The following is a 24763-nucleotide window of genomic DNA, read 5'->3' as shown; positions in this document are numbered from 1 at the left end:
AGGTGCAGAGCAATCTGCAATTGGTAAACACATTTCAAATGTGAATTGGTATTGACTATGAACTTGCATGAGTATCAGGGCAAACAACTGTTTGCAGCATACGGATTGCCGGTTTCCAAAGGCATTGCAGCGGAAACCCCGGCAGCAGCAGCAGCGGCAGCAGACGTAATCGGCGGAAACAAGTGGGTTGTTAAGGCCCAGGTACACGCCGGTGGCCGCGGTAAAGCGGGCGGCGTTAAGCTGGTGGACTCCAAGGCAGAAATCGAAGAATTCGCCAAGAAGTGGCTGGGCAACAACCTGGTAACTTATCAGACAGACGAAAAAGGTCAGCCGGTTTCCCGTATTCTGGTAGAAAGCTGCACCGACATCGACCAGGAACTGTACCTGGGTGCGGTCCTTGACCGTGCTACCCGTCGCATCGTTTTCATGGCCTCCACCGAAGGCGGCGTTGAGATCGAGAAAGTAGCGGAAGAGACTCCGGAAAAAATCCTGAAAGCCATCATCGACCCACTGGTAGGCGCTCAGCCTTACCAGGCGCGTGAGCTGGCATTCAAACTGGGCCTCGAAGGCGACCAGATCAAGCAGTTCACCAAGATCTTCCTGGGCCTCGCCAAGATGTTCAAAGAAAAAGATCTGGCCCTGCTGGAAATCAACCCGCTGGTAATCACCCCAGAGAAGAACCTGCACTGTCTGGATGCCAAGATCGTGATCGACAGCAACGCGCTGTACCGTCACCCGGACCTGCGTGAAATGCACGACCCGTCTCAGGACGACGCTCGTGAAGCACACGCTGCCAAGTGGGACCTGAACTACGTAGCGCTCGATGGCAACATCGGCTGCATGGTGAACGGTGCCGGTCTGGCCATGGGCACCATGGACATCGTTAACCTGCACGGCGGCAAGCCGGCCAACTTCCTGGACGTTGGCGGCGGCGCAACCAAAGAGCGCGTTATCGAAGCGTTCAAGATCATCCTGTCTGACGAGAACGTGAAGGCAGTTCTGATCAACATCTTCGGCGGCATCGTGCGCTGCGACATGATCGCAGAAGGCGTGATCGGCGCAGTGAAAGAAGTCGGCGTAAAAGTGCCGGTTGTTGTGCGCCTTGAAGGTAACAACGCCGACCTGGGTGCCAAGGTACTGAGCGAAAGCGGCCTGAACATCATCGCAGCTACCAGCCTGACCGATGCTGCTCAGCAGGTAGTAAAAGCCGCGGAGGGTAAATAATCATGTCCGTATTGATTAACAAAGACACCAAAGTAATCTGCCAGGGCTTCACCGGCTCCCAGGGTACTTTCCACTCCGAGCAAGCGATTGCTTACGGCACCAAAATGGTTGGTGGTGTAACTCCGGGTAAAGGCGGCCAGACTCACCTGGGCCTGCCGGTATTCGACACCGTGAAAGAAGCGGTTGAAGCTACCGGTGCAGAAGCGTCCGTAATCTACGTTCCGGCGCCTTTCTGTAAAGATTCCATCCTGGAAGCTGCCAACGGCGGCATCAAGCTGATCGTGTGCATCACCGAAGGCATTCCTACCATGGACATGCTGGATGCCAAGGTTAAATGTGACGAGCTGGGCGTACGCCTGATCGGCCCGAACTGCCCGGGCGTGATCACTCCCGGTGAGTGCAAAATCGGCATCATGCCGGGTCACATCCACCTGCCGGGCAAAGTGGGCATCGTTTCCCGCTCTGGCACCCTGACCTATGAAGCTGTTAAGCAGACTACCGACTACGGCTTCGGCCAGTCCACCTGCGTGGGCATCGGTGGCGACCCCATCCCGGGCTCCAACTTCATCGACATTCTGGAAATGTTCCAGAACGACCCGCAGACCGAAGCGATCGTAATGATCGGTGAGATCGGCGGCTCCGCTGAAGAAGAAGCGGCTGCTTACATCAAAGCAAACGTCACCAAGCCGGTTGTTTCCTACATCGCTGGTGTAACTGCTCCTCCCGGTAAGCGCATGGGCCACGCTGGTGCGATCATCTCCGGTGGTAAAGGCACTGCCGACGAGAAATTTGCTGCTCTGGAAGACGCCGGTGTGAAAACCGTTCGCTCCCTGGCGCAGATTGGCGACGCACTGAAGGAAATTACTGGCTGGTAAGCCGATAGTTTCTAGTTGCTGAAAAAGGCGGCCCCGTGAGGGGCCGCTTTTTTTTTGCCCGCAGGCGTGTAAAGTAACTTACCGCTTCGGCAAGTGACCTCCTCGGTGAATTCCATGATAAGAAAAATTACTTTGCTGTCCTGTTTGGCTGTTTTTTCATCCCTCACGGGATGTGCCTTCAGCGCCGGTGGCGACGTTACCGCGGCGCCCTTCGACGGACAGCTTCCCACGGCGTATGACTACCAGTTACTGAATCACCGCGGTCGAGCGCAAACACTTCTGCAGATGGTTTCCGAACTGCAAAAAGAAGATGTGGTGTTTATCGGTGAATACCACGGCAATCAGGCATCTCACCTGCTTGAAATGCAGGTTTTGGCTGCGCTGCATCGGCGCAACCTGGCCGCTAACCGTCAAACCGTCCTCAGCTTGGAAATGTTCAACCGCGATCAGCAGGCCATCCTGAATGACTATATTGCGGGCACCATTGGCGAGAAATATCTGGTTGATGAAGCACCGGCCTGGAAGAACTACCTGGGCAGTTATCGGCCGCTGGTTGAATATGCCAAGCAAAATGCCATCCCGGTCATTGCCGCGAATGCCTCAGGGGATATTGTGCGCTGTATAGGACGGCAGGCCGAAGGCTATATCGAGAAACTCGATCAGACGGAAAAAGCGTATATCGCCAAACAGCCGTTTGCGGAAATTCCGGGCTATAGCGAAAAATTTTATGGCCTGATGGGCGGTTCCCCGGATAGCCCCAGCCAGCACCAGCGTCAGGCGTACCTGGGGCAAATCACCAGGGACAACACCATGGCTGAGTCCATTGCTGGCGCCTTGGAGCAATCGCCGGGCACACAGGTTGTGCATATTAACGGTAGTTTCCACAGCGAGGACCACCTGGGAACGGTGGCTGCCCTCAAGCGACTGCTGCCGGCGTTGAACATGAGCGTGATCACGCCGATCCACCTGGATGAGTTCGTTGCGTCGCAAAGCGAGAAGCCGATCAACGAGCGAGATGATGATTTTTATTACCTGCTCAATCCACAGCCGAAAGAGTTTGTGAATAGCGATTACATGAAGAAAGTGCGCAAGGAGATGTTCGAAAAGGCGAGAGAGAAGGGCGAGAGCTGTAAATAATCCGTATCGCGGATAGCCCCCATTGTTCTAGCGCAGAGCATCCAAACAGTAAATTTTTATACATCAAAAGCGGAGATTTCCAATGGCCGACCATGGAACTCAATTCGAATATTCCTGTTTCAACGTGTCGATCGCCGACCATATTGCCCATGTGCAGCTGTCGCGTCCCGATCAGATGAACACCATGAACAAGGCATTCTGGAAAGAGTTGCCGGAGCTGATTGGAAAAATCGACGGGGAATCGCTCGCGCGGGTGATCGTTATTTCATCCACCGGCAAGCACTTTTCTGCCGGGATGGATCTCTCGGTATTTTCCGACCCGAATGCGGTACCCATGACCGGGGATCCCGGGCGCATGGGCGAGAACCTGCGGCGCGTGGTGATGCAGCTGCAGGACAGCCTTAGCTCGTTGGAGAAATCCAGGATCCCGGTACTGGTTGCCATTCATGGCGGCTGCATCGGTGGCGCGCTGGACATGGTGTGCGCGGCAGATTGCCGTTACGCATCAGAGGATGCGTTTTTCACCATCAAGGAAACCGAGCTGGGCATGACCGCGGATGTGGGTACCTTGCAGCGTTTCCCCAAACTGGTTTCACAGGGAATGGTGCGCGAGCTGGCGTACACCGGGCGTAAATTCAGTGCCAGTGAAGCGCATGCTATGGGGCTGGTGAACAAGGTATTTGCGAATCAAGAAGCGCTGATCGCGGCTGTGATGGAAATTGCCGCACAGATTGCGGCGAACTCCCCGCTGGCGGTCGTGGGCTGCAAGGAGATGCTGAACTACAGCCGGGATCACTCGGTGGAAGACAGCCTGCGCTATATGGCCACATGGCAGTCGGGCATGTTTCGCCAGGACGATATGATGAAATCCTTCATCGCAAAGTCACAGAAGACCCAGCCCGCGTTTGATGAGGTATGGCCGATAGCCCCGCTGTTTGATCAATAAGGAAAAAGAACGGCTGCTGCGGATGACCTGTGGGCCGGCGCCTGAGATCACAGTATTTTACTGGATGGACCAAGCCGCTAACGCTGGTTGCATTCATACAACGAAAAAGGAAACACGATGACGGGTTTTTACGTGGGCGCCTATGCGACGGCCCCGGTGACACAATCCTGGGACCCGGAGGTCCAGACGGCCTACTTCAACGGCCTGAAGGCGCTCCTAGGGGTTCGCGGGCTGGAGCATCCGTTTACCGGTACGCTGCACGGGCAGGACGACACGTGGTTTCTGGCAAACGTAGATCCGGGTTGGGATTTCGTGTTTACCGGTATCCCGGGGGTGATGGGGTGCCTGGGAGAGGATGCGAGCTTCGGCATCGCCTCCAGCGCGGAAGCGGGCCGGCAGGCGGCGCTGGCGTTTTACCAACAGGCGCGGCAGGCCATCCTCAAGCTCAACCGCCACCTGGGGCGGCAGGCGGTGCAGGTGATGATGCTCCACACCGCTCCGCGCCCGGCAGAGGGTGTGCGCCCGGATGTGGCGGCACTGGTCGCGTCGCTGGAAGAGATGGTGTCCTGGGACTGGGATGGCGCCGCCCTGGTGATCGAACACTGCGATACCAAGGTTGAAGGCAAGGTGCCGTCCAAGGGCTTCCTGACGATCGAATCCGAGATTGAAGCCATCACCGCAGTAAACCGTAAAACCGGTAGCCAAATTGGCCTGTGCATCAACTGGGGCCGCTCGGCGCTGGAGGCGCGCAGCGTGGATGGACCGGTGCGGCACATTGAGGCCGCGCGCGCGGCCGGGCTGTTGAAAGGGCTGATGTTCTCCGGTGTCTCCGGCGCAGAAGGGCCCTACGGCAGCTGGCAGGACACCCATATGCCGCCCGCGGGGGAGGCCAGTTCCGGTGCGTTTGAACCGTGCTCCATGCTCAACGAGGTGGAGTTCCGCCGCTGCTTGGAAGCCGCGGACCCGCAGGCGCTCGACTATATGGGCATCAAGATCGGGGTGCGCCCGGAATCCCTGGATACCGCTGGGCGACTCGCCTATATCGAAAGCGCGCTGAACATGCTGCAGCGCGCGGCCGGCTAATCGATTACTTCTGATTTATTGCGCACAAAAAAGCGGGCATTGCGCCCGCTTGTTCAGAATTGCGCGAGTTCGTCCCGCAGGTCTTGCTCCAGTTCCCCGGCCTCGATGATCCACACACTGTCATCGGCGCCGGGGAATACCCCTACGGAAATCCCGTCCTTGCCCAATCCCGGCAGCCAGCGGTTGAGGAACTGGGGCAGGGGGATACCGCGGGGCTTAAGGCCGGTCTCGCCCTTGGCGTACTCTTCTGCGAACGCCTCCAGCGGCCACAGTGGCAGATACTCCACCGCGTCCTGGTCGTCGCTGTGCAGCTTCAGGAACTGCTCGTCATCGTTCACCAGAATCCACACCTCCCGCTCTTCGCCAACCATTCCAATGAAATAGTCATAGCGGGATTCATCGTCCATTTCGAGGATGGCTTTCAGGTCGTCATTGCTCATCGCTTGGGTAACTCTCAGTAGCGGGTCTCATTCCCGCTAAGGTTACGCTACTCCGGCGTCGTGTCCCAATGCTTTCTCTGTATGGGATGGTCAAGATGAAATGTGCACACTCCGGCCTCTGCTAGTCTGCGAAGATCGACTCAGTGATTTCCGTAAACCCCGTAACGACCGCTCAGGAGCAGGCAATGCCGACAATCACCACCAAGGATGGCGCAAAGATTTACTACAAGGATTGGGGCTCCGGGCAACCCATTGTGTTCCACCACGGCTGGCCGTTATGTGCAGACGACTGGGATGCGCAGATGCTGTTTTTCGTGCACCAGGGGTTCCGCGTGGTCGCCCACGATCGACGGGGGCACGGGCGCTCCAGCCAGATCGACAGCGGGCATGACATGAACCACTACGCATTGGATGTCGCTGCGGTCACCGAGCACCTGGGGTTGAGTGATGCGGTGCATATCGGGCACTCCACCGGCGGTGGCGAGGCGGCGGCCTACGTGGCGCGCTATGGCAAGGGCAGGGTGGACAAGCTGGTGATGATCGGCGCGGTGCCGCCGGTTATGGTGAAAAGTGCCTCCAATCCGGAAGGTACACCAATCGAGGTATTTGATGACTTCCGCGCGCACCTTGCGGCCAATCGCGCGCAGTTCTACCTGGATGTGGCCAGTGGCCCGTTCTATGGTTTCAATCGCGACGGCGCCAAGGTTTCACAGGGCATGATCGAGAACTGGTGGCGGCAGGGAATGATGGGCAGTGCGCTGGCGCACTACCACGGCATCAAGGCGTTTTCAGAAACCGATTTCACCGAGGACCTGAAAAAGATCGAGGTTCCCACACTGGTGATGCACGGTGACGACGACCAGGTGGTGCCAATCAACGCCTCCGCGATCAAGTCCGCTGAGATCATCAAGAACGCCACCCTGAAAGTGTACAAGGGGTATTCCCACGGGATGGCAACGACGCATGCGGATGAAATCAATAACGACATATTGGAATTCATCCAGAGCTGATTTTTGGGTTTGCGCTGACATAAACCTGAAGCGGATTATGCCAGCGCTACTAATTAAAATTTTTCGGCGGTATCTGCTGTCAGCACCTCCGTCTTGAAGAGCTCTCGCAGGTAGTCTTCGTTCAGGGTCTCGTGCCAGAGACCAGATTTCTGCCCCTTGTCATAGGCGATCTCGCCGATTCTGCCCGCGTTGTATTTCATCACCGAAGGCGTGCGGTAGCTGGCGAGATCGTCGGTATAGGCCTCCACCGGGGAAATAATGTCCCAGCCCCTTTGTCGCAATGCATCGGCCAGGTCGCCGACAAACAGCGCAGTGATATCCATTTCGTGCAGCAGGAGCACATGCTTGGGCGAGCGGCCCATATGTTGGACCGCCATCTGATCGTAATACTCGATTCCGGCGATCAGGGTATCCACATAGAAACGGCGCAACTTTTCCAGATCAACGGCGATGCCCTTGGTCACTGCTTCCTGGAACAGGACCTCGATATGCCAGTCGTAGTTGTTCAGCGTGATGTAGGCATTGGTATAGCCATTCTGCTGCAGGTATTGGCGCATACCATCGCGCTTGGCTGGGGTATCTCCTTCGCGCAGGTAGGGAAAACGAAACCACTTCCTGAAGGTGGGAAAAGTACCGAGGATTTTATCGGCCTCAGCCACATCGTCGATGTAGTCCTGCAGGCTGGTCTGGTTGAAGTTCGGATGGGTATGGCTGTGGTTGGCAATGATATGACCGGCATTGCCATAGGTATGCAGTCGCTGCAGTTTCTCTCCCGAGAGATCACTGGTATTCGCGAAGAAGGCCACCGTGCCGACCTTGTGTTCTTCCAGTTCCTGCAGAAGTGTTTTCGCGCGCGTGGGGCCGTCAAAATATCCAGTGGCTTTTCTCGGGGCATCGTCGAAGGTAAATGCCACTTCTTTGGCTTGGGTGGAAACCGTGGTGACTAGAAGTAGAGCGGTTAAAAGGTAGCGCATGGCTTTCGAGTTATTCCTGGATTTTTATGTTGCGATGCATGGAAACGGATTTTGGCGGGGTAAGCATCCGTTAACCCTGTCACCTTATTTTTGATAACTGGTTCACATTTATTTGCTGTGCCGGCAGTCCTGTTTTGGATAAGCTCTGCGAACGAAGATTTACGCGCCAACAGGAACTGTATCAATGGATTTTACCGGCTACCTTCGCGTACTTGCCAAAAATGATGGCTCAGACCTTTATCTCAGCACCGGTGCGCCGCCATGCGCGAAATTCCAGGGCGTACTGAAGCCCCTGGGTAAAGAGCCGCTGGCTCCCGGGGAGATCGAGAAGATCGCCATGGAAATCATGGATGAGGCCCAGCAGGAGGAGTTCCGGCGCGATCTGGAAATGAACCTGGCCATGACCATCCCCAATGTGGGGCGTTTCCGGATCAACATCTTCTGGCAGCGCAACCAGGTCTCGATTGTTGCGCGCAACATTGTCACCGAGATCCCGAAATTTGACGATCTGAAGTTGCCGCCGATTCTCAAAGACGTGGTGATGGCGAAGCGCGGACTGGTGCTGTTTGTCGGCGGTACCGGCTCTGGTAAATCCACCTCGCTGGCGGCACTGATCGACCACCGCAATACCAACAGCGGTGGTCACATCATTACCATCGAAGACCCGGTCGAATATGTGCACCGGCACAAGAAGAGTGTGATCAACCAGCGTGAGGTAGGAGTCGATACCCGCAGCTTCCACGCCGCACTGAAGAACACCCTGCGTCAGGCACCGGATGTCATTCTGATCGGCGAAATTCGCGACCGCGAAACCATGGAGCACGCGATCGCGTTTGCGGAAACCGGCCATCTGGCGATTTCCACCCTGCATGCCAACAACGCCAACCAGGCATTGGACCGGATTGTGAACTTCTTTCCGGAAGAGCGCCGCCCGCAGCTGCTGATGTCGCTGTCGCAGAATATCCGTGCGTTTGTTTCCCAGCGTCTGGTCCCCACGGTCGAAGGCAAGCGCTGCGCGGCAGTGGAAATTCTGCTGGGTACCCAGACCATCAACGAGCTGATTCTCAAGGGCGAGTTTCACTCCATCAAGGAGATCATGGAGCGCTCGGAAAACCTCGGCATGCAGACGTTTGACGGGGCGCTGTTCAAACTCTATGTGGAAGGCCGTATCAGCCTCGATGACGCGATCCGCAATGCGGACTCCGCCAACAACCTGCGTCTGCGTATCAAACTCTATGAGGAGGGCAAGAAGCCGAAGGCGCCGGCCTCGGAAGCCGAGGGCGAACGCAGTGGTGTGCTGAAAACCGCAACCGGTTTTGAGTTGTCCCTGGAGTCGCTGGATGCGGAAGAAGAGGAAGCCTTCCAGTACTGATCCACTTGCACTGGTGTGAAGACGGGCGGCGGTTACTTGCCGTCTGTCAGATCCAGCCTGCGCGCCCGCCAGTAGCGGTTTTTCCAGTAGTAATCGGCCATATGAGAAATGGTGACGCCTTTCGATGCGGAGGCGTGGAAGAACTTGCCGTCCTCGATATAAATCCCCACATGCCGCCCGCGGCGGCCGGTCCTGAAAAATACCAGGTCTCCCGCGCGCAGGTCGTCGCGCTTGATTTCCCTGCCTTCCAGCGCCTGTAGCTCCGTGGTGCGCGGCAGCTGGATACCCATATGGTCGCGATAGGTCAGGTACACCAGTGCCGAGCAGTCGATACCGCGCTTGCTCATGCCGCCGAGCTGATAGCGGGTACCTTTCCATTCGCGGTGCTGTCGGTACAGGCTGGCCTTGACCAAATCCGAATACGGTACCTGAGTGGCTTGTTTTGATTGCGCTTGTATGGGTTGCTGATTGGGCTGCTGCGAGGAGTGTGCCGACGACGATGCGCCATCGTCCGACGAATGCTGATAGGGCGCCATGCTGCACCCGGCGGTTGTGGCGATCGCGAACAGAATGGGCAACAGCAGTCTTTTATTCATTTGGGCACGGCAATGCAATCACAGCAAATGCCGTCGGAGACTGGACGGCCGATTTTGATTTTTGGCTATCGCGCTATCGTACGGCTTTTAACTGAATGACCGCTGAACTGTGTTCTGGCTAAAAAATGATCGGTACGGGATGAAAATAGCGTCTATTCTTGTGGTGAATCACAGGTTAATGGGGTGCCCTTATGGCGTCGATGGAACAGATCGAGATGGAGAAGCACCGCAAGGCGCTGGACAAAGACGTGGTGCACCTGGTGGATAAATATCTCAGGGCAATGGAGTGGGATATCCCCGATGTAGATGAACCCACCGCGCGGCAGATGATTCTCGATGAAATCAAGCGGGAAGTCGGGCGTATCGAATCGCACTCTTGAAATGTCATCGATACTTTCGGGTCACCTAAAATTCATCCGATCTGTATTCCCGAACTAATCTGAAAGGCAGAAATGCATTTTTCTTAATCCCCGAACTGCTGAGGTAAGCAAAGCATGTGCAAACGGGATCAGGATTATTCACGACGCAAGTTTCTCAAGCTGGCGACCTGCGCCACGCTGCTGCTACCCGTAACGCTGATCGCCACCGACCGCGCGCTCGCCCAGAGCAAGGCCCCGAAATCGTCGGTGCAATATCAGGATTCACCCAAGGACGGCCAGAAGTGCGGAGACTGCCAGTTCTTCACCGCACCCGACGGCTGCCAGGTGGTGGAAGGTCCCATCAGCCCCGACGGCTGGTGCAGCCTGTTCAGCGGCAAGAAATAGGTTGCCGGCTTATTCGGTCTGTTTACTGATACTCCACCATAATCTCGTTCCTACGCAGGAATGGCAGTGTCCACGGTGGGTTGTAGCGCGCAAGTTCTCGATTGCCGGTGGGCGATAAACCTTTTTCACTGAGCCAGGTCAGCAGCTCCGAAGTTTTCTCGGCGACCTTCTGCTCACTGGCAACTCCGGAGAAGCGGATGACCGCAACGCGTGTTTCCGGAATTTCCCGCAGCGTCACCGCGGCATTGTTGGGGCGCGGCAGGGTTTCCATGGTGTAACTGGCGGGCATGGCAAAGGTGACGCGCCAGCGCCCGTCACTTTCCTGCATACTCACCGGCGCCGTCATGTTGATCTTCTCCGAGCGCGGCTCGATACCCACCGGCGCGGTCATCTGGATTTTCGCATTGCCACCGCCACTCGCGCTGTTGTTGCCAAATATGTAGTTGGCCAGCAGGCGAAACCCCGCACTCGACGCCTGGTCCATGGAACCCGACACCACCACTTCTGCCACAATCCTGGGCGCATAAGTGCGCAGCTCGAAGGGAGCCGCTTGCTCGGTGACGGTATACGCCGGTTCTTCAATTGCCATCGCAAATCCCGCCAGCATTGCCAGCAAAAGACCCAGGAAACATCTCGCCATTTTTCGGTCAGCCATTTGCCGTGTTAAAGACTACCCGGCCCCTCCGGAACAATACCCGTGGGGTTGAGTGCCTTAATCGAATAGTAGCCCGCTTTGATGTGCTCCAACCTGACCGTATCGCTTATCCCTTCAAGGGACAGAATCCGGTGCATATAGCGGTGCAGATTCGGCATCTCTCTGATCGAATTGCGGTTGCACTTGAACAGGCTGTAGTAGGCGGCATCAAAGCGCACCAGGGTCACAAACAGGCGAATGTCAGACTCGGTAAACGCATCCCCGAATAGATACTGGCGGCCATCGGCAAGCCGGGATTCCATTGCATCCAGCGCCGCGAATACGCGGGTATAGGCCTCTCTGTAGGCAAATTGGGTAGTGGCAAAACCGGCCTGGTACACGCCGTTGTTCAGTTCGCTGTACAGGTAACTGTTCAACACGTTGATTTCCGCTTCCAGTGCGGCTGGATACAGGTCGGGCCCGGAATCGTGAATTTGGCTGAACGCACTGTTGAGCATGCGCACAATATCCGCGGACTCGTTGTTGACGATAGTTCCGGTGTGCTTATCCCACAGCACCGGCACCGTGGCGCGCCCGGTGAAAGTCGGGTCGGCGTGGGTGTAGAGTTCGTGCATATAGCGCGCGCCGTTCAGCTCATCGGCGTCGCTGCCGACAAAGCCGCCGAAGGCCCAGCCCTGATCGGTCAGCACCGGGTTGACCACGGAAACACTGACTACATCCGCCAGGCCCTTCAACTCTCTCGCCATCAGCGCGCGGCTCGCCCAGGGGCAGATATACGCCACATACAAATGGTAGCGACCGGCTTCCGCCTTGAATCCGGCGCTACCGGTCACACCCGCCGACCCTTCGACGGTCACCCAGTTGCGGAAGGAGGAGGTTTGCCGAATAAAGCGGCCGTCATCGTCCGCCTGCTGCACCGGCTGCCAGTTTTCCTTCCAGGCTCCGCTCACTAACATCTTGTCACCTCGTCTGAAAAAGAATTTCGCCCCCGGCTGGGGGCGAAAGACGACTTGTGCCGGTTAGGCTGCACGACCCGCGGGTAACACGGCATCCCGGTTGCTACCGTCAGCCAGAATGGTGCTGAGGCCGTTATCCACGGCGTAGGCACCACCACCCTGGATGGCCAGGGCCAGAGTCGCGCCGAACAGCGCCAGTGCGTATTCGTAACCGTTGTTGCTCAGGAAGAAACCGTTGCTGATATGGGCGCTGAAGATCGCCACCAGCATGGTGACCGCACTCACGGCGGCAGCAGGGCGGGTCAACAGGCCGAGCACCAGCGCCAGTCCGCCAAAGAATTCCGCGCTGCCCGCCAGCAGGGCCATCAGGTAGCCGGGCTCCAGGCCGATGCTAGCCATCCACTGGCCGGTACCCTCAAGGCCGTAGCCGCCAAACCAGCCAAACAGCTTCTGTGCACCGTGGGCTGCCAGGATGGCGCCGACCGGCACACGCAATACCAGCGCGCCCAGTCCAGCGTTTGAGTTCAAAACCTTGTTGATCAATTGAGTGTTCATAACCGTTCTCCACATTGTTGGGTTTGGGCCTGGTGTACAAACCTCACCAGCTTGGAAATCAGTCTAATCACAACGTTGTGACCTATAAACGCGTGCTTTGTTGGTCTACTATCAACGCAATGTTGGTAATCGAGCTGGGCATAACCCATGGACCGGATTAGCGCATTAACCGCCTTTGTAGCGGTCGCCGACGAAGGCGGCTTTAAAAACGCCGCGGACAAACTGAACCTGTCGAACCAGCTGGTCAGTAAGTACGTGTCGCAGCTGGAGGAGCACCTGAAGGTGCGCCTGTTCAACCGCACCACGCGGCGCGTGCGCCTGACGGAGGAGGGGCAGCAGTGCTACCAGTTCGCCCAGCAGATACTGGAAAGCCTGACGGACATGGAGAGCCAGCTGGGCGAGATGCAGAGCGAGGCCCAGGGGCAGCTGCGTATCAGCGCCCCGGTTACCTTTGCCACCCGCCACCTGGCGCCGTTGATCGGCGACTTTAAGAAGGCGCACCCGGCGGTCGGTATGGAACTACAGCTCAACGATCGCAAGGTGGACGTAGTGGAAGAGGGTTTTGATGTAGCGCTGCGTATCGGCAAGCTGAAGAGCTCTTCGCTCATTGCCCGGCGCCTGGCACCGATACGACTGGTGGTATGCGCATCGCCGGACTACCTACAGCGGGAAGGCGTACCTGAAACCCCGGAGGATTTACGCCTGGAGCACTACCTGCGCTATAGCTATCTGGAACCCAGCCCCGCCGAGTCGCGACTGATGCTCGCGCTGAAAAGAAGTAGTGCAATCGCCGCTGCAAGCCTCGCGAGCAACAATGGCGAGATCCTGATGCAGGCCGCGATTGCCGGACAGGGCTATGTGTTGCAGCCGACGTTCATCGTCGGCGACGCGATCAAAGCGGGCAAGCTCACTGCGATTCTGCGGGAATTTGAGCCGGAGCCACTCGGACTTTACGCCGTCTACCCGCACAGGAAACTGCTGGCTACAAAACTCAAAGTATTCATCGAATTCATCAGCAGTTATTTTGGTGATCCGCCCTACTGGGATGACTTTGACGAATGAGCGCTGCTGCCCGCGGCAACAAATGATCCGGATGCGGCATCACTGCGTATGAAGGCGACTACATCCGCAACCCAGTGGGCAGCTGTTATGAGTGAATTAATCCGGTTGGTGTACGCCAGCCAGGCGGCGTTTAAGCCCGCACCGGTCAAGCAGGGGGTTGAACCGTCGGTAGCCCGAATCCTGATGCAGAGCCGCCGCAATAACAGTCATGAAAATATTGGTGGCGTGCTGTATTTCGGTGATGGTTATTTTTTCCAAGCACTGGAAGGCGACCGCAAGGCGGTCAACCAGACCTACCAGCGCATCGCCGCCGATCCGCGCCACCGCGACGTGACCATCCTGTCCCTGAAGACCATACCCCATCGCCTGTTTGCCGACTGGTCCATGAAGTACGTTCCCGTGGAGCAAGCCGTGCGAGAGTTTGTGAGGAGCCGCGGCTATCCGCACTTTGCGCCGCTGCAGTTTCAGGAAGAAGAAGCCGAGGCACTGATCAAATTGTTTCACCAGCAGCGCAGTGGCGATGCCGCGGATGGCGGGAAGAAGCGCGGCTGGTTCCGACCAGGGGGGCTGCTTTCGTTTTGGGGTAGAAGATCTGTAGCAAAGTAGCAGGCGGTATGTCTTTGCGTCACCCGACTCCATCCGATTTCCCTGCGTCAGCGCGTGACATCCAAGTACTTGGCGGACGATTCTGAACGAGTAAGGACTGCACCGTGCCATACTGAATTCATCTCTCACCCAACACCAGCACTCACTGTTGCCGCTGACGCCATGCGCTCAGTGCATGTGCAAGCTATAGGGCAGTTGCTATGAAAATCCAGGTCAATACCGACAGGACGATTGAAGGTAATGAGTCGCTTGAAGAACACACCCGCGAGATCCTCGAACGCATATTGAAACATTTCACGGAAAAGATCACACGCATGGAAGTGCACTTGGGTGAAAAACGCAGTGCGGACCATGGGGATATCATGGAGACACACTGTATGCTGGAAGTCCGGGTTGCTGGTATGCAGCCTGTTGCGGTCAACGACAGTGCGACAACACTTGACCAGGCGGTTACGGGAGCCGCTAGAAAAATGGAAAGCATGTTAGAGAGCGAGTTTGGTCGGCTGGGAAGGTAATTACGCGAACCTGGGAGCAGTGGACATGTCGGTGGCGGGTTTTCTTACCGCGATCTCCTCTCGGGTTCGTTCAAATGCAAAAACCGTGTAAAAGTATCGCCTGGCCGGTTTATGCCGCAGGCGGTCAGTAACATGCCGACATTGCCCCGGTGGTAGACCCCATGAATAATCAGATGATCCAGGATCTCTCGGACTGACATACTCCCGCGGTCGCTGTCAGTAAACATAAAGTTGATGATCCTGTTGTCTTGGGACCGGTCAAACTCACTGGCAAAGTTGATCAGCCAATGGTCGGTACCCCGGATACTGGCATTGAGCTCCGCGATGGTCGGGGTTTCCTGCGTGTTGGTCGCGGTATAGCTGTGGCTTTCCCGTTGCAGATGGGCAATAAAAATCCTGTCCACCACATGGGTGTGGTTGAGAAGGCGCACAGCCATTGTCCACTGTTCCGGATGTTCTTCCTTGTTGATCTGGCTGATGAGCTCCAGTAGCTCCTCATTCGCCCAGGCCTTGTAGCGAAATTTATTCTGCATCATTCTTTCCTTGATCGTCAGCAGCGGTCACTACCGGTAACTCAAATGCCTTTTCGGAGGCTAATTAGTCGGTGCCGAGAAAATGTAGAATTGTGGCTTTGTTTTTATTACTTTTAAGCCAGGTTTTTATTTCAACTGCTCTTTCAGTGTCAGATTCGCCAACCACTTTCTTCAAGCGATTGACTCGGTCTATTTCTGTTTTTTCCGATCGTACCTTTCTCTGCCACTGCTCGGTGAACACACTTGGCAACTTGTTTCCCAGTTCCATCGACTTGAGCAGTTGCCATTCGCCGCCATCCAGCCAGGCCTCGTCACAATTGCCGCACAGATCCAGTCGAGTATCCAACGATCCCGCCACCGAGTACTTGGTCATCAATCTGCTGCATTTCGGGCAGTTGATGGCGGTTTTGGTATCGGAATCCGTGGAGAGTTCGTTTTGTTGCGTAGGTTCCTCGGGATCGGCGCTTACCCTTTCTGACCAGTCCCGATAGTAAAGTAGTGGCAGAAGTGCGCCTTCGCACTTGGGACAGCCCATTACAGGCAGTCCTTCCTCAATCTTGGTGGGTTTCAGAAACTGATGTTTACATTTGGGACAGTGCATTGGCACTCCTGATAGTTATGTAGCTGAATTCAGTGAGGGTAATTGGGGTAATTGCCGTGTGCGAGCTGGCATCTGTATGGATGCATGTTTACTTCATGCTTGCCTGAATAATCAGCAGTTCTATTTCTTCGGCTCCGTCATTGAGCAGGCCGTGCCTGCCTCCCGGGCGATTCAGGATCATATCGCCGGTGGATACCCGGTGCTCCTGATCTTCGATGGCCATTAAACCACTGCCCTTCAGGATGATATACATTTCTTCATCCTCGCCGTGCTCGTGTAATCCCATCGATGAGTTGGGTGGCATGATCACGCGCAGGGCAAAGTCCCAGGCACCGGAAAAGTCCTTACGCCGGAACACCTTTTGTATTTCGATCTGGCCGATACCATCGTGGCTATTTTCGGCAATCTCTTTTTCACAGGTGAGAAAATTTCGAATCATTGTTTTACTTGCTCGTCCCCATCTTTGCACTCCTGGGGCTATCCATTATGTTCATGGCCGCTCGTTCTTATCGGATAAACCTGATCCAGCGCCATAACCTGAGGACGTCCAGCAAGGCGGCTGCCACATAGGTCAGGGCGGCGGCCTTGAGTACACTTCTGGCGGAACCTATCAGGTGCTCTGGAAGGTAGCCTTCTTTGAGTATCGGTAGGGCTTTGTTAAAGCTGGCATCGTACTCTTCCGGCAATATGGCCACATACATGAGTGCGGAGGAGAGCATGGTGATCACCGCGATTGCGCCCATCCACAGCGCAATGGCTGGTGTCTTTACCGCGAATGTAAGAATTGGTGCAAAAACCAGAATCGAGGCACCAACGCGTTTGATCTGAAGGGCCCGGCGCAGGTAGCGGTCCCGCAGCTTGGAAACGGGTTCCTCTTTGCAGAACTGAATGGCATGGCCGATTTCATGTGCGGCCACGGCCACGGCGGTAACGGATTTTCCGTGGTAGATCTCGGGGCTGAGCGCGACGATTTTCTCGGCAGGGGAGTAATAGTTTTGGTCCGGCTCGGCCTTGATGACCTTCACCCCCTCCAGCTTGAACCGCTCGATCAAGTGTTGCGCCAGTTCGGACCCGGATCCCGGCATATCGCCAATTTCAGTGGAATGCCGCCACAGCACATAACGTACCCACAACTGCGGTCCGGCGATCAGTGCGGCGATGGCTAGGGTGATTATTAGATAGATCATTTTTAACGGTACGGTAGTGTCGGTCAAAACCTGCAAGGCAGTCGCTTACAAAGCTGGGGCTTATCCTTTTGGAATAGATTCAGCTTCCCCATTGGCTTTAGCAATAATCTCGGCCACCAAATCCGCAGTAAACAGCGATTTGGATAAGTACTGCCGGCTGCCGGATTTGGCCACCAGAATCAGTCCCAAATCGGTTTCAGTAACGCGCTCGATATCAGACCACAACAGTGCTGTTTGCGCATAGGCGTTCTGTGTCTGGATACCATCTTCATCTATGGTTAAATTCACTTCGGCACCGGCACCTTTTCCCCACATCTGCCGTGTTAACCACCAGGCTCGCCGGAAGCGAATATGCAGCAGCTCCAGAATCGCTAACGCGATCAGCATGTAACTGACGACTTTAGGTTGTTCGGTGAACAACAGTAACCCTGCACCAGCCGCAAAAAGTATTACCGGGAACAGATAGTTGGGCTTGGCACTTTTTCCGTAGGGTAAAGACTGGTCGAAACACTCGGCAAGGTATTCTCGGGATAACGTAAATTGGGTATTAAATGGTTGCACGTGAGCCACTTGTTGCTTTTGGTGGGTTGTCAGGTCTGAGGTTATACCTTCCGCCAATGATTGTAGATTGGTCATTTGCGGGCCTCCCCAATCCTGACGGACTGCTCAATCGGCGTCGGCAGTTTATATACCGAACGGCCAGGTCTCGGGCGGCTCCTGCTCGTCCCAGCCCTCAGTGAGATCCAGGGGTTCGAGGGCGGTGGTCTCATCCAGGTGAAACACTACATCGAACTGATCTCGGATATCCACATGGAAATAGTGGCTTACGCGCTCCGTCTCCGGCCGATAAATCACACCGATGGCTCGTTCCAGCAGCGGCTCGCGCAGGGCATCGCCCTGCAACTGGCTCATGTCGAGATAAAAACGGCCAAGCCCGCTCTCATGAAACAGTGCCTCGACACTGTTTTCCAGTGCCGGTCGTACCCAGCGGTGGTCGGCAGGGTCGCCCCACTGTTGCGCTGCAGTCACATGTCCGGTGTAAGTGGTGAATCCTACCAGTAAAGCCTCGCCATCGGTTTTCTCGCGCACCAGCTGGCCGACATTCAGTTCCCCGCGCCGCACTGCTTCCGTGGCCCGCGCATCGCCGAGGTGCGAGTTGTGTGCCCACACCGCGATGCGCGCCGGTCGACCCCGCTGCCGCTCGATATGCCGTCGCAGTGCCAGCAGGGTGTCCACCATGTGTTCGTCGCGCAGGTTCCAGGTGTTCACGCGGGTGGAAAACATGCCGCGGTAATAGGCTTCCGCATGCTGCACCACATGCGCATTGCGCTCCGCATAAAACTGCTCGTCTTCGGCGAGGATACCACCCTGTTGCAGCCACTGGTTGCGGGCCTGCATCATTTCCAGCACCTGCTCCACCGCCTTGTGCTGGCAGGATTCACTGATGCCCATAGCGGCGGTATAGCCGTAGCGTTGCGGGTCGCCGTGGTGGTTCATGCAGGCATAGCGGTCGCGCGCGCGCTCCGCAGCTTCCGGGTCGACCTTGTCGAGGTAGGACACCACGGCATCGGCGGAGCGGTACATGCTGTACAGATCCATGCCGTAAACGCCGGTCTGCTGCTCTCTGGGTCTTTGGGCATTCCAGTCATGCAGCCACTGGATAAACGACTCTATCACCGTATTGCGCCACATCCACAGCGGAAAGCGCTCGAAATCCCCCAGCGCCTGGCGCGCGCTGGCGTCGCCATCCAGCCCGCGCACAAAGCGGTTGATGCGATAGACATCGGGCCAGTCCCCCTCGACGATCACCGCATCGAGACCCTGCTCCTGAATCATGCGCCGGGTAATCTCGGCCCGCGCCGCATAAAAGTCATGGGTACCGTGACTCGCCTCACCCAGCAGTATGAACTGGCGACTGGCGGCTTTTTCCAGCAGAGCATCGTAGTCGCCGAAGTTGCCGTTCAGCGGCAGGGCGTGGTGGTGAATCGATGCCAGTGACGAGCGGGAATCGGCCATAGATGTACCCCTTTCCTAATCGCGTAAAAAAAGCTGTGGCTGCAGACGATACGGAGCCCGCTAAACGAAAGTGTAGGGTGACCACCGCGCGGTGGCGGCGATCGCGGGAATGTCGATTATATTTCTGATATCCGGCGCGTGGTCGCAACGGAGGACCGGAGCGGAAATAGGGGAGATATTGTGAGCTCGATGAAGGTGATTCAGGCGGCGGTCACACTGCTGTCCCTGATCAACCCGGTGGTGTGCGCACTGATGTTGTCGCAAATCGGCGCCGGGCAGTCGTCCGCCGCGCGGGCGGCCAGTGCCACCAAGGCAAGCATTGCCGTACTGGTCATCCTGATCACGTTTGCGCTGATCGGCGCCAGGTTGCTGAAGGTGTTCGGGATATCCCTGGATGTATTCCAGGTGGCCGGCGGTTTGGTGTTGGCGTGGATGGGTTTTTCGATGGTGCGCGCCAGCACCGGGCAGGCGCCACAGGCTGCGCCGGTTGCGGGCACCCAGTCGCAGTCGCTGACGCCACTGATCCTGTTTGCGGCAAGCCCGGGTACCATCACCGGCATCATCACGCTTTCCGTCAATCACTCCGGCACCGCGCTGCCGGTTACCGCCATCGCCGGGGCGGCAATTGCGGTGTTGGCGCTGTGGCTGGTTCTCCTGCTGACAAGCAGGTTGAGTGGCCAGGGAACTGGCAACAGCTTCCTGCATAACCTGATGGCCGGCATGATGGGGCTTATCGTGATTGCCATGGGGTTTCAGTTCGGCCTCACCGGAATCAAGGCATTTTTTGCGGGCGGATAATTTATAGGTGAGATGACCACCGCCCTTGTTTTTGTGTGTCCCGCCAGGAGAGGTGGCGTGCCATCACCCCGCGACAGGAAAATCCATATATTTATTTTTTGTGCCGATGTTTCACGGCGCTCAGGCCCTGCCAATCTTCCAGCTCCTGGTCAGGCTTTTCAGACCGGAAGCGATCGTAAAGCTCTATACCGTCCCGGTCCTCCAGGATATCCACGTGAATACCCTGTTTCTGCAAAAACTTTGCGTTGCCCGCGGCATTGGTGACATCGCCTACCACCACGCGACGGAACCCCCTCATATAAATTAACGTCGCGCAGACATCGCAGGGGCTCAGGCTGGTAAGAAGGGTTGTCCTGCTAAAGTCGGTTCGACCGGCATCCCGGATAGCGCTAGTTTCACCGTGGTTGTAGGGGTGGTTCTCCTGGACAAGCGTGTTATGCCCTTTCCCCAGGATTTTCCTTGTAGAGTTATCAATGATGACCGCACCAATCGGGCAGCCGCCCTCGGCATAGCTCTTTTCTGCAAGAAACACCGCAATGCGCATTAAGTCGGCATCTGACAGCCCAAGTGCAAACTCTGCGTCCATCAAAACATCCAGGCTCCCGGTCGGCATATGGGCGATCGCTCGTAAAACTTCATCACTCTTCGCTGTCTGCTTGTCGAAAAGGGCCTTCATATTTCACTCTCGGGAAGTCGACCTGTAGCGGGGCTGTAAACCGGGTAGATGTATTAGGCTAGACGCCCGCTGAAGGGACAGCCAGAGTAGGGAAGTGATCGGAACATGCGCCCAGAAGGGCGGGAAGAAGGGCGCAATGATCGGATCCCGGCCGCCGCCCATCGGGATGGCCGGCATGCCGCGGGTATTTCGACCATGATTCTTTCAGTAACCCGGAGTTCAACGATCAACCCCGTGGTTCATGATCCCGAACAATACGGGACTCGTGGGCGACTAGCTAAGTGACCACTCGCTGCCATCTACCGCGATTGTTTGCCCACTCGCACTGCTCTGCAGGGCCAGTTGGATCAGGCGGATATTGTCGAGGGCGTGTTCGGCACGCACCGGGACTTCGCCGCCCTCGAGAATGGCTTGTGCCAGCTGCTGGAAATAGTGCTGGTAGCCGCCGGTCTCGGTGGTGACCAAGGTATGGCCGTCGGCGGCGTACAGCTGGCCGTATTGCTCGGAGGCTTCGTGGCCCCAGTTTGCGGTTACTGGTAGCAGGCCGGCCTTGAGACGATCCTCCTGCGGGTCGAGGCCGTGCTTTACATAGCTACCGGCCGTGCCCTGCACCTCAAAGCGCAGGTTCGGTGACGCACAGAACGGGCTACTGCGCAGCACCGCGAGCCGGTCGGGGTAGTGCAGGGTGAGGTGGAAAAAGTCATCGACCTCCGCCTGTGGGCGCAGTGTGCGTACCTGCGCGGTGATGGCCGTGGGCAGCCCAAACAGCTGCAGTGCCTGGTCGATCAGGTGCGGCCCGAGGTCGAACAGAATACCGCCACCTTCCACCGCAGACTCGCGCCAGCGCTTGCGCACCTCGGGGCGAAAGCGGTCGAAATGGCTTTCAAAATAGCGCACCGTGCCCAGGCGGCCCTCGGCGATCAACTTCTGCACCGTGAGGAAGTCACCGTCCCAGCGGCGGTTGTGGTACACACTCAGCACCCGCTGCTGTTGCCGCGCCAGCACGATCAGTTCCTCGCCCTGTTCGACGCGGGTCACGAACGGCTTTTCCATCACCACGTGTTTACCCTGCTGCAGGACGCGCTTGGCCAGCGCAAAGTGAACGTCGTTGGGGGCGGTGATGATCACCAGGTCGGCATCGCTTTTCGTCAGCAGAGTTTCTGCATCGGAATAAACGGCCACGTCGGGATGCTGCTGCCGCACCTGTTCGCCCTTCGAGGTGCTGACCGCCGTGAAGCGAAATGGCGGCAGATTCAGGATAAACGGCAGGTGGAAGGTGGTGGCGGAAAAGCCGTAGCCGATGATGGCGGTTTTGATTTCGGTGGTGGTGGGCATGGTAATAGCGGCTCACTCCTTATTCCCCGGGGGGCAGTTCCTTAGTGTCGAGAGGTGCCCATAGATTTTAGTTTGGAAATTCGCGAAGTTAACGCACCCGGCGAGCAATGGCTCTTATTTTGTCCAGCTGCTTTTCTTTGCTGAGTGTTAGGACTTCTGGGGAACCATCATCGAACGTGGATTTGATTGTATAATCAGCCGCATCACCAATGCTCTGTAATGTTTCATACTCAGCCTTGTCGCCCGGCCTACTCAAATCCAGTGTTTTTTCATCCAAGATATATGTGCCTGCGTTTCCCAGGCGATAATATCCGTCCTCTCCGATTTCCAAATAAACTAGGTACTCCCGATCGAACTGGAGGGGGAAACTACAGTAGCCTCGTGATTGGACGACCTCGATGCGTTGCTGAGCGCTGATATTGCCTTTGAACCGTTCGATAACGTGAAAAATATAATGCCTTTCGCCCTCGAAATCTGAATCAGAGAGTGCTGTTGTTCTGGCTTCTTTCAGGAACCCATGAAAAACAGCGTCAGACCCGGCAACCTCCGCCTCTTCGAGTGTCATTCCTTCATTTTCGACCAGCGCCCACGGGAAAGCGGGGCTACATGCATAAGTGTCTGCAGCGAACAAAAGCATAACGGTGACTGATAAATAACGAATCATGACTTTCCCGTTACTTGTTTTTCTTTTTGAATCGATTCCTTTCGTGTTTCGCTAAGAGCTTTTTAAATGCGTGTAGTAAAAGGCAGTGATGCTGCCAATGAGAGTACCTGAAAACGCCAAAAATTCGGGGAAGTGAGGGTTCTTGAAGAGTGCGAGAGTGAAAATGAAGACTAACAGAAGAAAAACCGTGCCAAGCGCTAGTACGGGCTTAATTCTTTTGTTGATGCGTTCGGTTTTTGGTTCGGCTTGACCTATACCGTTACAGCTTGCGCAAGATAGGCCGAAGTAACTTTGATTCTTACTTAACTCATGTACTTTGGCACAGGCGTGGCAGCTTGAGCCATCCTTGCCGGTGGTGCAGGTCCCGGATTCACTGCAGTGCTTGCAGGGGTATAGGTTAGCCTTTATCTCATGCATGTTCTTCTTCTCTCGGAGCGACGGTTTGGCCTTGGGGTTTACTCTTTGCTTTGGCCTTCGGGAGGCTCACACGATACGAAATCTGGTTGCCTTCTTTCTTGGCAATATCCAACTTTCCTTTCAGGCTATCTAGCAACTGCCAGAATTTGGAGGCCCCATAAGATCTCGGGTCGAAGTCAGGCATGGACCGCTTTAGGAAGCTGCCTGCGGCGGACGCATTGGCCCAGCCGCTGTCGTCCTGAAACTGCTCCCAGGCTCTGGTGAGTAATGGAATCAGTTCGGCAGGATCATTGAGAGTCTTCTTCGACTCCAGTTCTTTAGGCTTGCCCGCAGTCTTTTCCTGCGTGGACTCGTCGCCACCCAGGTTCTCGGTGAAGATAAAGTCATCACATGAGTTGCGGAAAGATATAGGGGTCTTGCGCTCGCCGACGCCAAACACAAACAGCTCGTCTTCCCGCAGGCGCGAAGCCAGCTTGGTGAAATCACTGTCGCTGGAGACCAGCGCGAAGGCATCGAAGCGCTTAGAGTAGAGCAGGTCCATGGCATCGATGATCATCGACGCATCGGTGGAGTTCTTGCCGGTGGTGTAGGCAAATTGCTGGACCGGCTGGATTGCCAGTTCGTTCAGGGATTTCTTCCAGTTTTTCAGGTTGTCGCTCGACCAGTCGCCGTAGGCACGCTTGATCACAATATGTCCGTGCGCAGAGATTTCATCCAAGATGGCCTTAACCTTGGAGTATTGGGCATTGTCCGCGTCGATCAGGACGGCGATTTTTTTGTGGTCATCAAGGTCTTTCATTCCGTGAATGATCCTGCAATGTGAAGAATGTCTTAATTTTGAGCCTGTCAGTGGGCAATTTATCAATATTCTTTTGATAGTTCTGGGAGTTCAAACGGCGGCGCGTTAACTGAATCGTTTATTTTGTATGATGGTACACCTTTGATGTCAATATTTAGAATATTTCGTAGGCCTATTGGAGATTCGAATTCTGTGTCAAATGTGAGCAGAGTTTCAATTAGTTGAGCAACTCTTTGGGCCCTTATAAATAGATATCTCAAATCCAGCTCCGGTAATGATATTGTCATTCCTTCGTGGCTGAATATCTTTCCGTTTTTGAAATTAAAGGTGATATGGAAATCGTTGGCAAATTCGTCAATTTTTGCGTTCAGATCGAAGATTGAGTCGTTCTGTGTACCTCTGTGGCCAGTGGAGAACTGGAGCATTGTATCAATGATGGCTGCTGATTTTTTTTCTATTTCGTTTGTTACTTCATTGGAGATGTGTGTTTCCCCAAAGCGAGCATTGGGATATATTTTTTTATGAAGTTTTCGAGGGTTTTGGATACTTTCTTTTAAGTTTTCGTGTTTTGAGATGTATTTTTCAAACTCTTCTATATGTTTGTAGTAGTTTGTGAATAAATTTTGTGAGTTCGTGGCATAAATCTGAGCCTTCGTTTGCTCTGACCTATGGTTTGCAGAAAGTAGGGCTACTATTGGTATTATTAATGCCAGTGTGCCGAGAGGGAATTTGAATTCAGACAGGAAAAAGTTGAATCCACGGGCGTTTAAGTTTGGTTCGTAGTGCCCATTTTTGGCAATCAAAAACACAAATATTGCAGATGTCAATGATATGAAACCTACGGTGATCCATACAATAGGTAGCTCAATGAAGCTCTTGTTCGGATCAAATCTCAGAAGTTTTTTCATGTTTCAAATTAGCGTAATGCTGTACAGTTTTTTGGGCGAAAAAAAAGCGGGCTTTCGCC

30 protein-coding genes are annotated in these 24763 nt (G+C 55.5%); 13 read left to right on the top strand and 17 right to left on the bottom strand.

Annotated elements, in window-relative coordinates; genetic code table 11:
• Positions 1-57: 57 nt before the first annotated feature.
• From sucC to R5R33_RS04335, 5 genes are all read left to right on the top strand, one after another.
• On the top strand, positions 58-1224 hold the full coding sequence (sucC, locus tag R5R33_RS04355; protein ID WP_318954824.1) for an ADP-forming succinate--CoA ligase subunit beta: 1167 nt from the start codon (positions 58-60) through the stop codon (positions 1222-1224).
• A 2-nt stretch (positions 1225-1226) separates the two neighbouring features.
• Positions 1227-2099 carry a succinate--CoA ligase subunit alpha gene (sucD, locus tag R5R33_RS04350; protein WP_318954823.1) on the top strand — a complete coding sequence of 291 codons (873 nt, stop codon included), beginning with the start codon at positions 1227-1229 and terminating at the stop codon, positions 2097-2099.
• A gap of 93 nt (positions 2100-2192) precedes the next feature.
• Complete coding sequence (locus R5R33_RS04345; RefSeq protein ID WP_318954822.1) at positions 2193-3236, top strand: ChaN family lipoprotein; 1044 nt, start codon at positions 2193-2195, stop codon at positions 3234-3236.
• An 82-nt stretch (positions 3237-3318) separates the two neighbouring features.
• Positions 3319-4182 carry a crotonase/enoyl-CoA hydratase family protein gene (locus R5R33_RS04340; RefSeq protein WP_318954821.1) on the top strand — a complete coding sequence of 288 codons (864 nt, stop codon included), beginning with the start codon at positions 3319-3321 and terminating at the stop codon, positions 4180-4182.
• Between the two features lie 117 nt (positions 4183-4299).
• Positions 4300-5265 (top strand): DUF4862 family protein, encoded by a 966-nt coding sequence (locus R5R33_RS04335; protein WP_318954820.1) that lies wholly within the window; start codon positions 4300-4302, stop codon positions 5263-5265.
• Positions 5266-5318: 53 nt separating this feature from the next.
• On the opposite strand, the gene R5R33_RS04330 is transcribed toward R5R33_RS04335, so the two are convergent.
• Positions 5319-5705 carry a DUF2750 domain-containing protein gene (locus tag R5R33_RS04330; protein ID WP_318954819.1) on the bottom strand — a complete coding sequence of 129 codons (387 nt, stop codon included), beginning with the start codon at positions 5703-5705 and terminating at the stop codon, positions 5319-5321.
• A gap of 185 nt (positions 5706-5890) precedes the next feature.
• Here R5R33_RS04330 and R5R33_RS04325 point away from each other — a divergent pair, with 185 nt between their 5' ends.
• The gene (locus R5R33_RS04325) at positions 5891-6715 is read left to right on the top strand and encodes an alpha/beta fold hydrolase (RefSeq protein ID WP_318954818.1); all 825 of its coding nucleotides are present in this window, start codon (positions 5891-5893) and stop codon (positions 6713-6715) included.
• A 53-nt stretch (positions 6716-6768) separates the two neighbouring features.
• On the opposite strand, the gene R5R33_RS04320 is transcribed toward R5R33_RS04325, so the two are convergent.
• Positions 6769-7689 (bottom strand): polysaccharide deacetylase family protein, encoded by a 921-nt coding sequence (locus tag R5R33_RS04320; RefSeq protein WP_318954817.1) that lies wholly within the window; start codon positions 7687-7689, stop codon positions 6769-6771.
• A 184-nt stretch (positions 7690-7873) separates the two neighbouring features.
• Here R5R33_RS04320 and R5R33_RS04315 point away from each other — a divergent pair, with 184 nt between their 5' ends.
• A complete protein-coding gene (locus R5R33_RS04315; protein ID WP_318954816.1) occupies positions 7874-9061 on the top strand; it encodes a PilT/PilU family type 4a pilus ATPase in 1188 nt (395 codons plus the stop codon).
• A 32-nt stretch (positions 9062-9093) separates the two neighbouring features.
• On the opposite strand, the gene R5R33_RS04310 is transcribed toward R5R33_RS04315, so the two are convergent.
• Complete coding sequence (locus R5R33_RS04310; RefSeq protein WP_318954815.1) at positions 9094-9657, bottom strand: NlpC/P60 family protein; 564 nt, start codon at positions 9655-9657, stop codon at positions 9094-9096.
• A gap of 191 nt (positions 9658-9848) precedes the next feature.
• On the opposite strand from R5R33_RS04310, the gene R5R33_RS04305 reads away from it, so the two are divergent.
• Positions 9849-10037, top strand: a complete 189-nt coding sequence (locus R5R33_RS04305; protein ID WP_318954814.1) for a hypothetical protein — start codon at positions 9849-9851, stop codon at positions 10035-10037.
• Between the two features lie 114 nt (positions 10038-10151).
• Positions 10152-10421, top strand: a complete 270-nt coding sequence (locus R5R33_RS04300; RefSeq protein WP_318954813.1) for a high-potential iron-sulfur protein — start codon at positions 10152-10154, stop codon at positions 10419-10421.
• 22 nt (positions 10422-10443) lie between these two features.
• Here R5R33_RS04300 and R5R33_RS04295 read toward each other — a convergent pair whose 3' ends face one another.
• The 3 genes from R5R33_RS04295 to R5R33_RS04285 form a co-directional block, all read right to left on the bottom strand.
• On the bottom strand, positions 10444-11010 hold the full coding sequence (locus R5R33_RS04295; RefSeq protein WP_318954812.1) for an SOUL family heme-binding protein: 567 nt from the start codon (positions 11008-11010) through the stop codon (positions 10444-10446).
• 74 nt (positions 11011-11084) lie between these two features.
• Positions 11085-12032, bottom strand: coding sequence for a glutathione S-transferase family protein (locus tag R5R33_RS04290; protein WP_318954811.1), 948 nt, complete (start codon positions 12030-12032; stop codon positions 11085-11087).
• Positions 12033-12095: 63 nt separating this feature from the next.
• A complete protein-coding gene (locus tag R5R33_RS04285) occupies positions 12096-12587 on the bottom strand; it encodes a DoxX family protein (RefSeq protein ID WP_318954810.1) in 492 nt (163 codons plus the stop codon).
• A 147-nt stretch (positions 12588-12734) separates the two neighbouring features.
• Between R5R33_RS04285 and R5R33_RS04280 the strand changes: the two genes are divergently transcribed.
• The 3 genes from R5R33_RS04280 to R5R33_RS04270 all read left to right on the top strand — a co-directional run bounded on the left by R5R33_RS04280 (position 12735) and on the right by R5R33_RS04270 (position 14770).
• Positions 12735-13649: a LysR family transcriptional regulator gene (locus tag R5R33_RS04280; protein WP_318954809.1), complete on the top strand. Its 915-nt coding sequence runs from the start codon at positions 12735-12737 to the stop codon at positions 13647-13649.
• An 87-nt stretch (positions 13650-13736) separates the two neighbouring features.
• A complete protein-coding gene (locus tag R5R33_RS04275; protein ID WP_318954808.1) occupies positions 13737-14255 on the top strand; it encodes a BLUF domain-containing protein in 519 nt (172 codons plus the stop codon).
• A 200-nt stretch (positions 14256-14455) separates the two neighbouring features.
• A complete protein-coding gene (locus R5R33_RS04270) occupies positions 14456-14770 on the top strand; it encodes an HPF/RaiA family ribosome-associated protein (RefSeq protein ID WP_318954807.1) in 315 nt (104 codons plus the stop codon).
• Positions 14771-14814: 44 nt separating this feature from the next.
• Here the strand turns inward: R5R33_RS04270 and R5R33_RS04265 are convergent, their stop codons facing one another.
• The 6 genes from R5R33_RS04265 to R5R33_RS04240 all read right to left on the bottom strand — a co-directional run bounded on the left by R5R33_RS04265 (position 14815) and on the right by R5R33_RS04240 (position 19107).
• On the bottom strand, positions 14815-15303 hold the full coding sequence (locus R5R33_RS04265; RefSeq protein ID WP_318954806.1) for a DinB family protein: 489 nt from the start codon (positions 15301-15303) through the stop codon (positions 14815-14817).
• Positions 15304-15367: 64 nt separating this feature from the next.
• Positions 15368-15904, bottom strand: a complete 537-nt coding sequence (locus R5R33_RS04260; protein WP_318954805.1) for a zf-TFIIB domain-containing protein — start codon at positions 15902-15904, stop codon at positions 15368-15370.
• Between the two features lie 88 nt (positions 15905-15992).
• Positions 15993-16343, bottom strand: coding sequence for a cupin domain-containing protein (locus tag R5R33_RS04255; protein ID WP_318954804.1), 351 nt, complete (start codon positions 16341-16343; stop codon positions 15993-15995).
• A 67-nt stretch (positions 16344-16410) separates the two neighbouring features.
• On the bottom strand, positions 16411-17127 hold the full coding sequence (locus R5R33_RS04250) for a zinc metallopeptidase (protein WP_318954803.1): 717 nt from the start codon (positions 17125-17127) through the stop codon (positions 16411-16413).
• Between the two features lie 24 nt (positions 17128-17151).
• Positions 17152-17727: a YcxB family protein gene (locus R5R33_RS04245; RefSeq protein WP_318954802.1), complete on the bottom strand. Its 576-nt coding sequence runs from the start codon at positions 17725-17727 to the stop codon at positions 17152-17154.
• A gap of 48 nt (positions 17728-17775) precedes the next feature.
• The gene (locus tag R5R33_RS04240; protein ID WP_318954801.1) at positions 17776-19107 is read right to left on the bottom strand and encodes an erythromycin esterase family protein; all 1332 of its coding nucleotides are present in this window, start codon (positions 19105-19107) and stop codon (positions 17776-17778) included.
• A gap of 189 nt (positions 19108-19296) precedes the next feature.
• On the opposite strand from R5R33_RS04240, the gene R5R33_RS04235 reads away from it, so the two are divergent.
• Positions 19297-19905, top strand: a complete 609-nt coding sequence (locus R5R33_RS04235; RefSeq protein WP_318955698.1) for a MarC family protein — start codon at positions 19297-19299, stop codon at positions 19903-19905.
• A 91-nt stretch (positions 19906-19996) separates the two neighbouring features.
• Here the strand turns inward: R5R33_RS04235 and R5R33_RS04230 are convergent, their stop codons facing one another.
• From R5R33_RS04230 to R5R33_RS04210, 5 genes are all read right to left on the bottom strand, one after another.
• The gene (locus tag R5R33_RS04230; protein ID WP_318954800.1) at positions 19997-20581 is read right to left on the bottom strand and encodes a nucleoside deaminase; all 585 of its coding nucleotides are present in this window, start codon (positions 20579-20581) and stop codon (positions 19997-19999) included.
• Positions 20582-20854: 273 nt separating this feature from the next.
• Entirely contained in the window at positions 20855-21916 is a 1062-nt protein-coding gene (locus tag R5R33_RS04225; RefSeq protein WP_318954799.1) for an oxidoreductase, read from the bottom strand.
• A gap of 88 nt (positions 21917-22004) precedes the next feature.
• On the bottom strand, positions 22005-22580 hold the full coding sequence (locus tag R5R33_RS04220; protein ID WP_318954798.1) for a hypothetical protein: 576 nt from the start codon (positions 22578-22580) through the stop codon (positions 22005-22007).
• Between the two features lie 409 nt (positions 22581-22989).
• Complete coding sequence (locus tag R5R33_RS04215; protein WP_318954797.1) at positions 22990-23796, bottom strand: NYN domain-containing protein; 807 nt, start codon at positions 23794-23796, stop codon at positions 22990-22992.
• 62 nt (positions 23797-23858) lie between these two features.
• Positions 23859-24704 carry a hypothetical protein gene (locus R5R33_RS04210; protein WP_318954796.1) on the bottom strand — a complete coding sequence of 282 codons (846 nt, stop codon included), beginning with the start codon at positions 24702-24704 and terminating at the stop codon, positions 23859-23861.
• Positions 24705-24763 lie beyond the last annotated feature (59 nt).

It is taken from the genome of Microbulbifer pacificus, assembly GCF_033723955.1.
GTDB classification, from domain to species: domain Bacteria; phylum Pseudomonadota; class Gammaproteobacteria; order Pseudomonadales; family Cellvibrionaceae; genus Microbulbifer; species Microbulbifer pacificus.
The sequence above is the reverse complement of the archived record's forward strand: the minus strand, read 5'-3'. Positions and strand labels throughout refer to the sequence as shown.

Coding starts and splice junctions, on each gene's coding strand:
- sucC (WP_318954824.1), top strand. CDS start 58: ATGAACTTGCATGAGTATCAGGGCAAACAACTGTTTGCAGCATACGGA.
- sucD (WP_318954823.1), top strand. CDS start 1,227: ATGTCCGTATTGATTAACAAAGACACCAAAGTAATCTGCCAGGGCTTC.
- R5R33_RS04340 (WP_318954821.1), top strand. CDS start 3,319: ATGGCCGACCATGGAACTCAATTCGAATATTCCTGTTTCAACGTGTCG.
- R5R33_RS04335 (WP_318954820.1), top strand. CDS start 4,300: ATGACGGGTTTTTACGTGGGCGCCTATGCGACGGCCCCGGTGACACAA.
- R5R33_RS04330 (WP_318954819.1), bottom strand. CDS start 5,705: ATGAGCAATGACGACCTGAAAGCCATCCTCGAAATGGACGATGAATCC.
- R5R33_RS04325 (WP_318954818.1), top strand. CDS start 5,891: ATGCCGACAATCACCACCAAGGATGGCGCAAAGATTTACTACAAGGAT.
- R5R33_RS04320 (WP_318954817.1), bottom strand. CDS start 7,689: ATGCGCTACCTTTTAACCGCTCTACTTCTAGTCACCACGGTTTCCACC.
- R5R33_RS04315 (WP_318954816.1), top strand. CDS start 7,874: ATGGATTTTACCGGCTACCTTCGCGTACTTGCCAAAAATGATGGCTCA.
- R5R33_RS04310 (WP_318954815.1), bottom strand. CDS start 9,657: ATGAATAAAAGACTGCTGTTGCCCATTCTGTTCGCGATCGCCACAACC.
- R5R33_RS04305 (WP_318954814.1), top strand. CDS start 9,849: ATGGCGTCGATGGAACAGATCGAGATGGAGAAGCACCGCAAGGCGCTG.
- R5R33_RS04300 (WP_318954813.1), top strand. CDS start 10,152: ATGTGCAAACGGGATCAGGATTATTCACGACGCAAGTTTCTCAAGCTG.
- R5R33_RS04295 (WP_318954812.1), bottom strand. CDS start 11,010: ATGGCAATTGAAGAACCGGCGTATACCGTCACCGAGCAAGCGGCTCCC.
- R5R33_RS04290 (WP_318954811.1), bottom strand. CDS start 12,032: ATGTTAGTGAGCGGAGCCTGGAAGGAAAACTGGCAGCCGGTGCAGCAG.
- R5R33_RS04285 (WP_318954810.1), bottom strand. CDS start 12,587: ATGAACACTCAATTGATCAACAAGGTTTTGAACTCAAACGCTGGACTG.
- R5R33_RS04280 (WP_318954809.1), top strand. CDS start 12,735: ATGGACCGGATTAGCGCATTAACCGCCTTTGTAGCGGTCGCCGACGAA.
- R5R33_RS04275 (WP_318954808.1), top strand. CDS start 13,737: ATGAGTGAATTAATCCGGTTGGTGTACGCCAGCCAGGCGGCGTTTAAG.
- R5R33_RS04270 (WP_318954807.1), top strand. CDS start 14,456: ATGAAAATCCAGGTCAATACCGACAGGACGATTGAAGGTAATGAGTCG.
- R5R33_RS04265 (WP_318954806.1), bottom strand. CDS start 15,303: ATGCAGAATAAATTTCGCTACAAGGCCTGGGCGAATGAGGAGCTACTG.
- R5R33_RS04260 (WP_318954805.1), bottom strand. CDS start 15,904: ATGCACTGTCCCAAATGTAAACATCAGTTTCTGAAACCCACCAAGATT.
- R5R33_RS04255 (WP_318954804.1), bottom strand. CDS start 16,343: ATGATTCGAAATTTTCTCACCTGTGAAAAAGAGATTGCCGAAAATAGC.
- R5R33_RS04245 (WP_318954802.1), bottom strand. CDS start 17,727: ATGACCAATCTACAATCATTGGCGGAAGGTATAACCTCAGACCTGACA.
- R5R33_RS04240 (WP_318954801.1), bottom strand. CDS start 19,107: ATGGCCGATTCCCGCTCGTCACTGGCATCGATTCACCACCACGCCCTG.
- R5R33_RS04235 (WP_318955698.1), top strand. CDS start 19,297: ATGAAGGTGATTCAGGCGGCGGTCACACTGCTGTCCCTGATCAACCCG.
- R5R33_RS04230 (WP_318954800.1), bottom strand. CDS start 20,581: ATGAAGGCCCTTTTCGACAAGCAGACAGCGAAGAGTGATGAAGTTTTA.
- R5R33_RS04225 (WP_318954799.1), bottom strand. CDS start 21,916: ATGCCCACCACCACCGAAATCAAAACCGCCATCATCGGCTACGGCTTT.
- R5R33_RS04220 (WP_318954798.1), bottom strand. CDS start 22,580: ATGATTCGTTATTTATCAGTCACCGTTATGCTTTTGTTCGCTGCAGAC.
- R5R33_RS04215 (WP_318954797.1), bottom strand. CDS start 23,796: ATGAAAGACCTTGATGACCACAAAAAAATCGCCGTCCTGATCGACGCG.
- R5R33_RS04210 (WP_318954796.1), bottom strand. CDS start 24,704: ATGAAAAAACTTCTGAGATTTGATCCGAACAAGAGCTTCATTGAGCTA.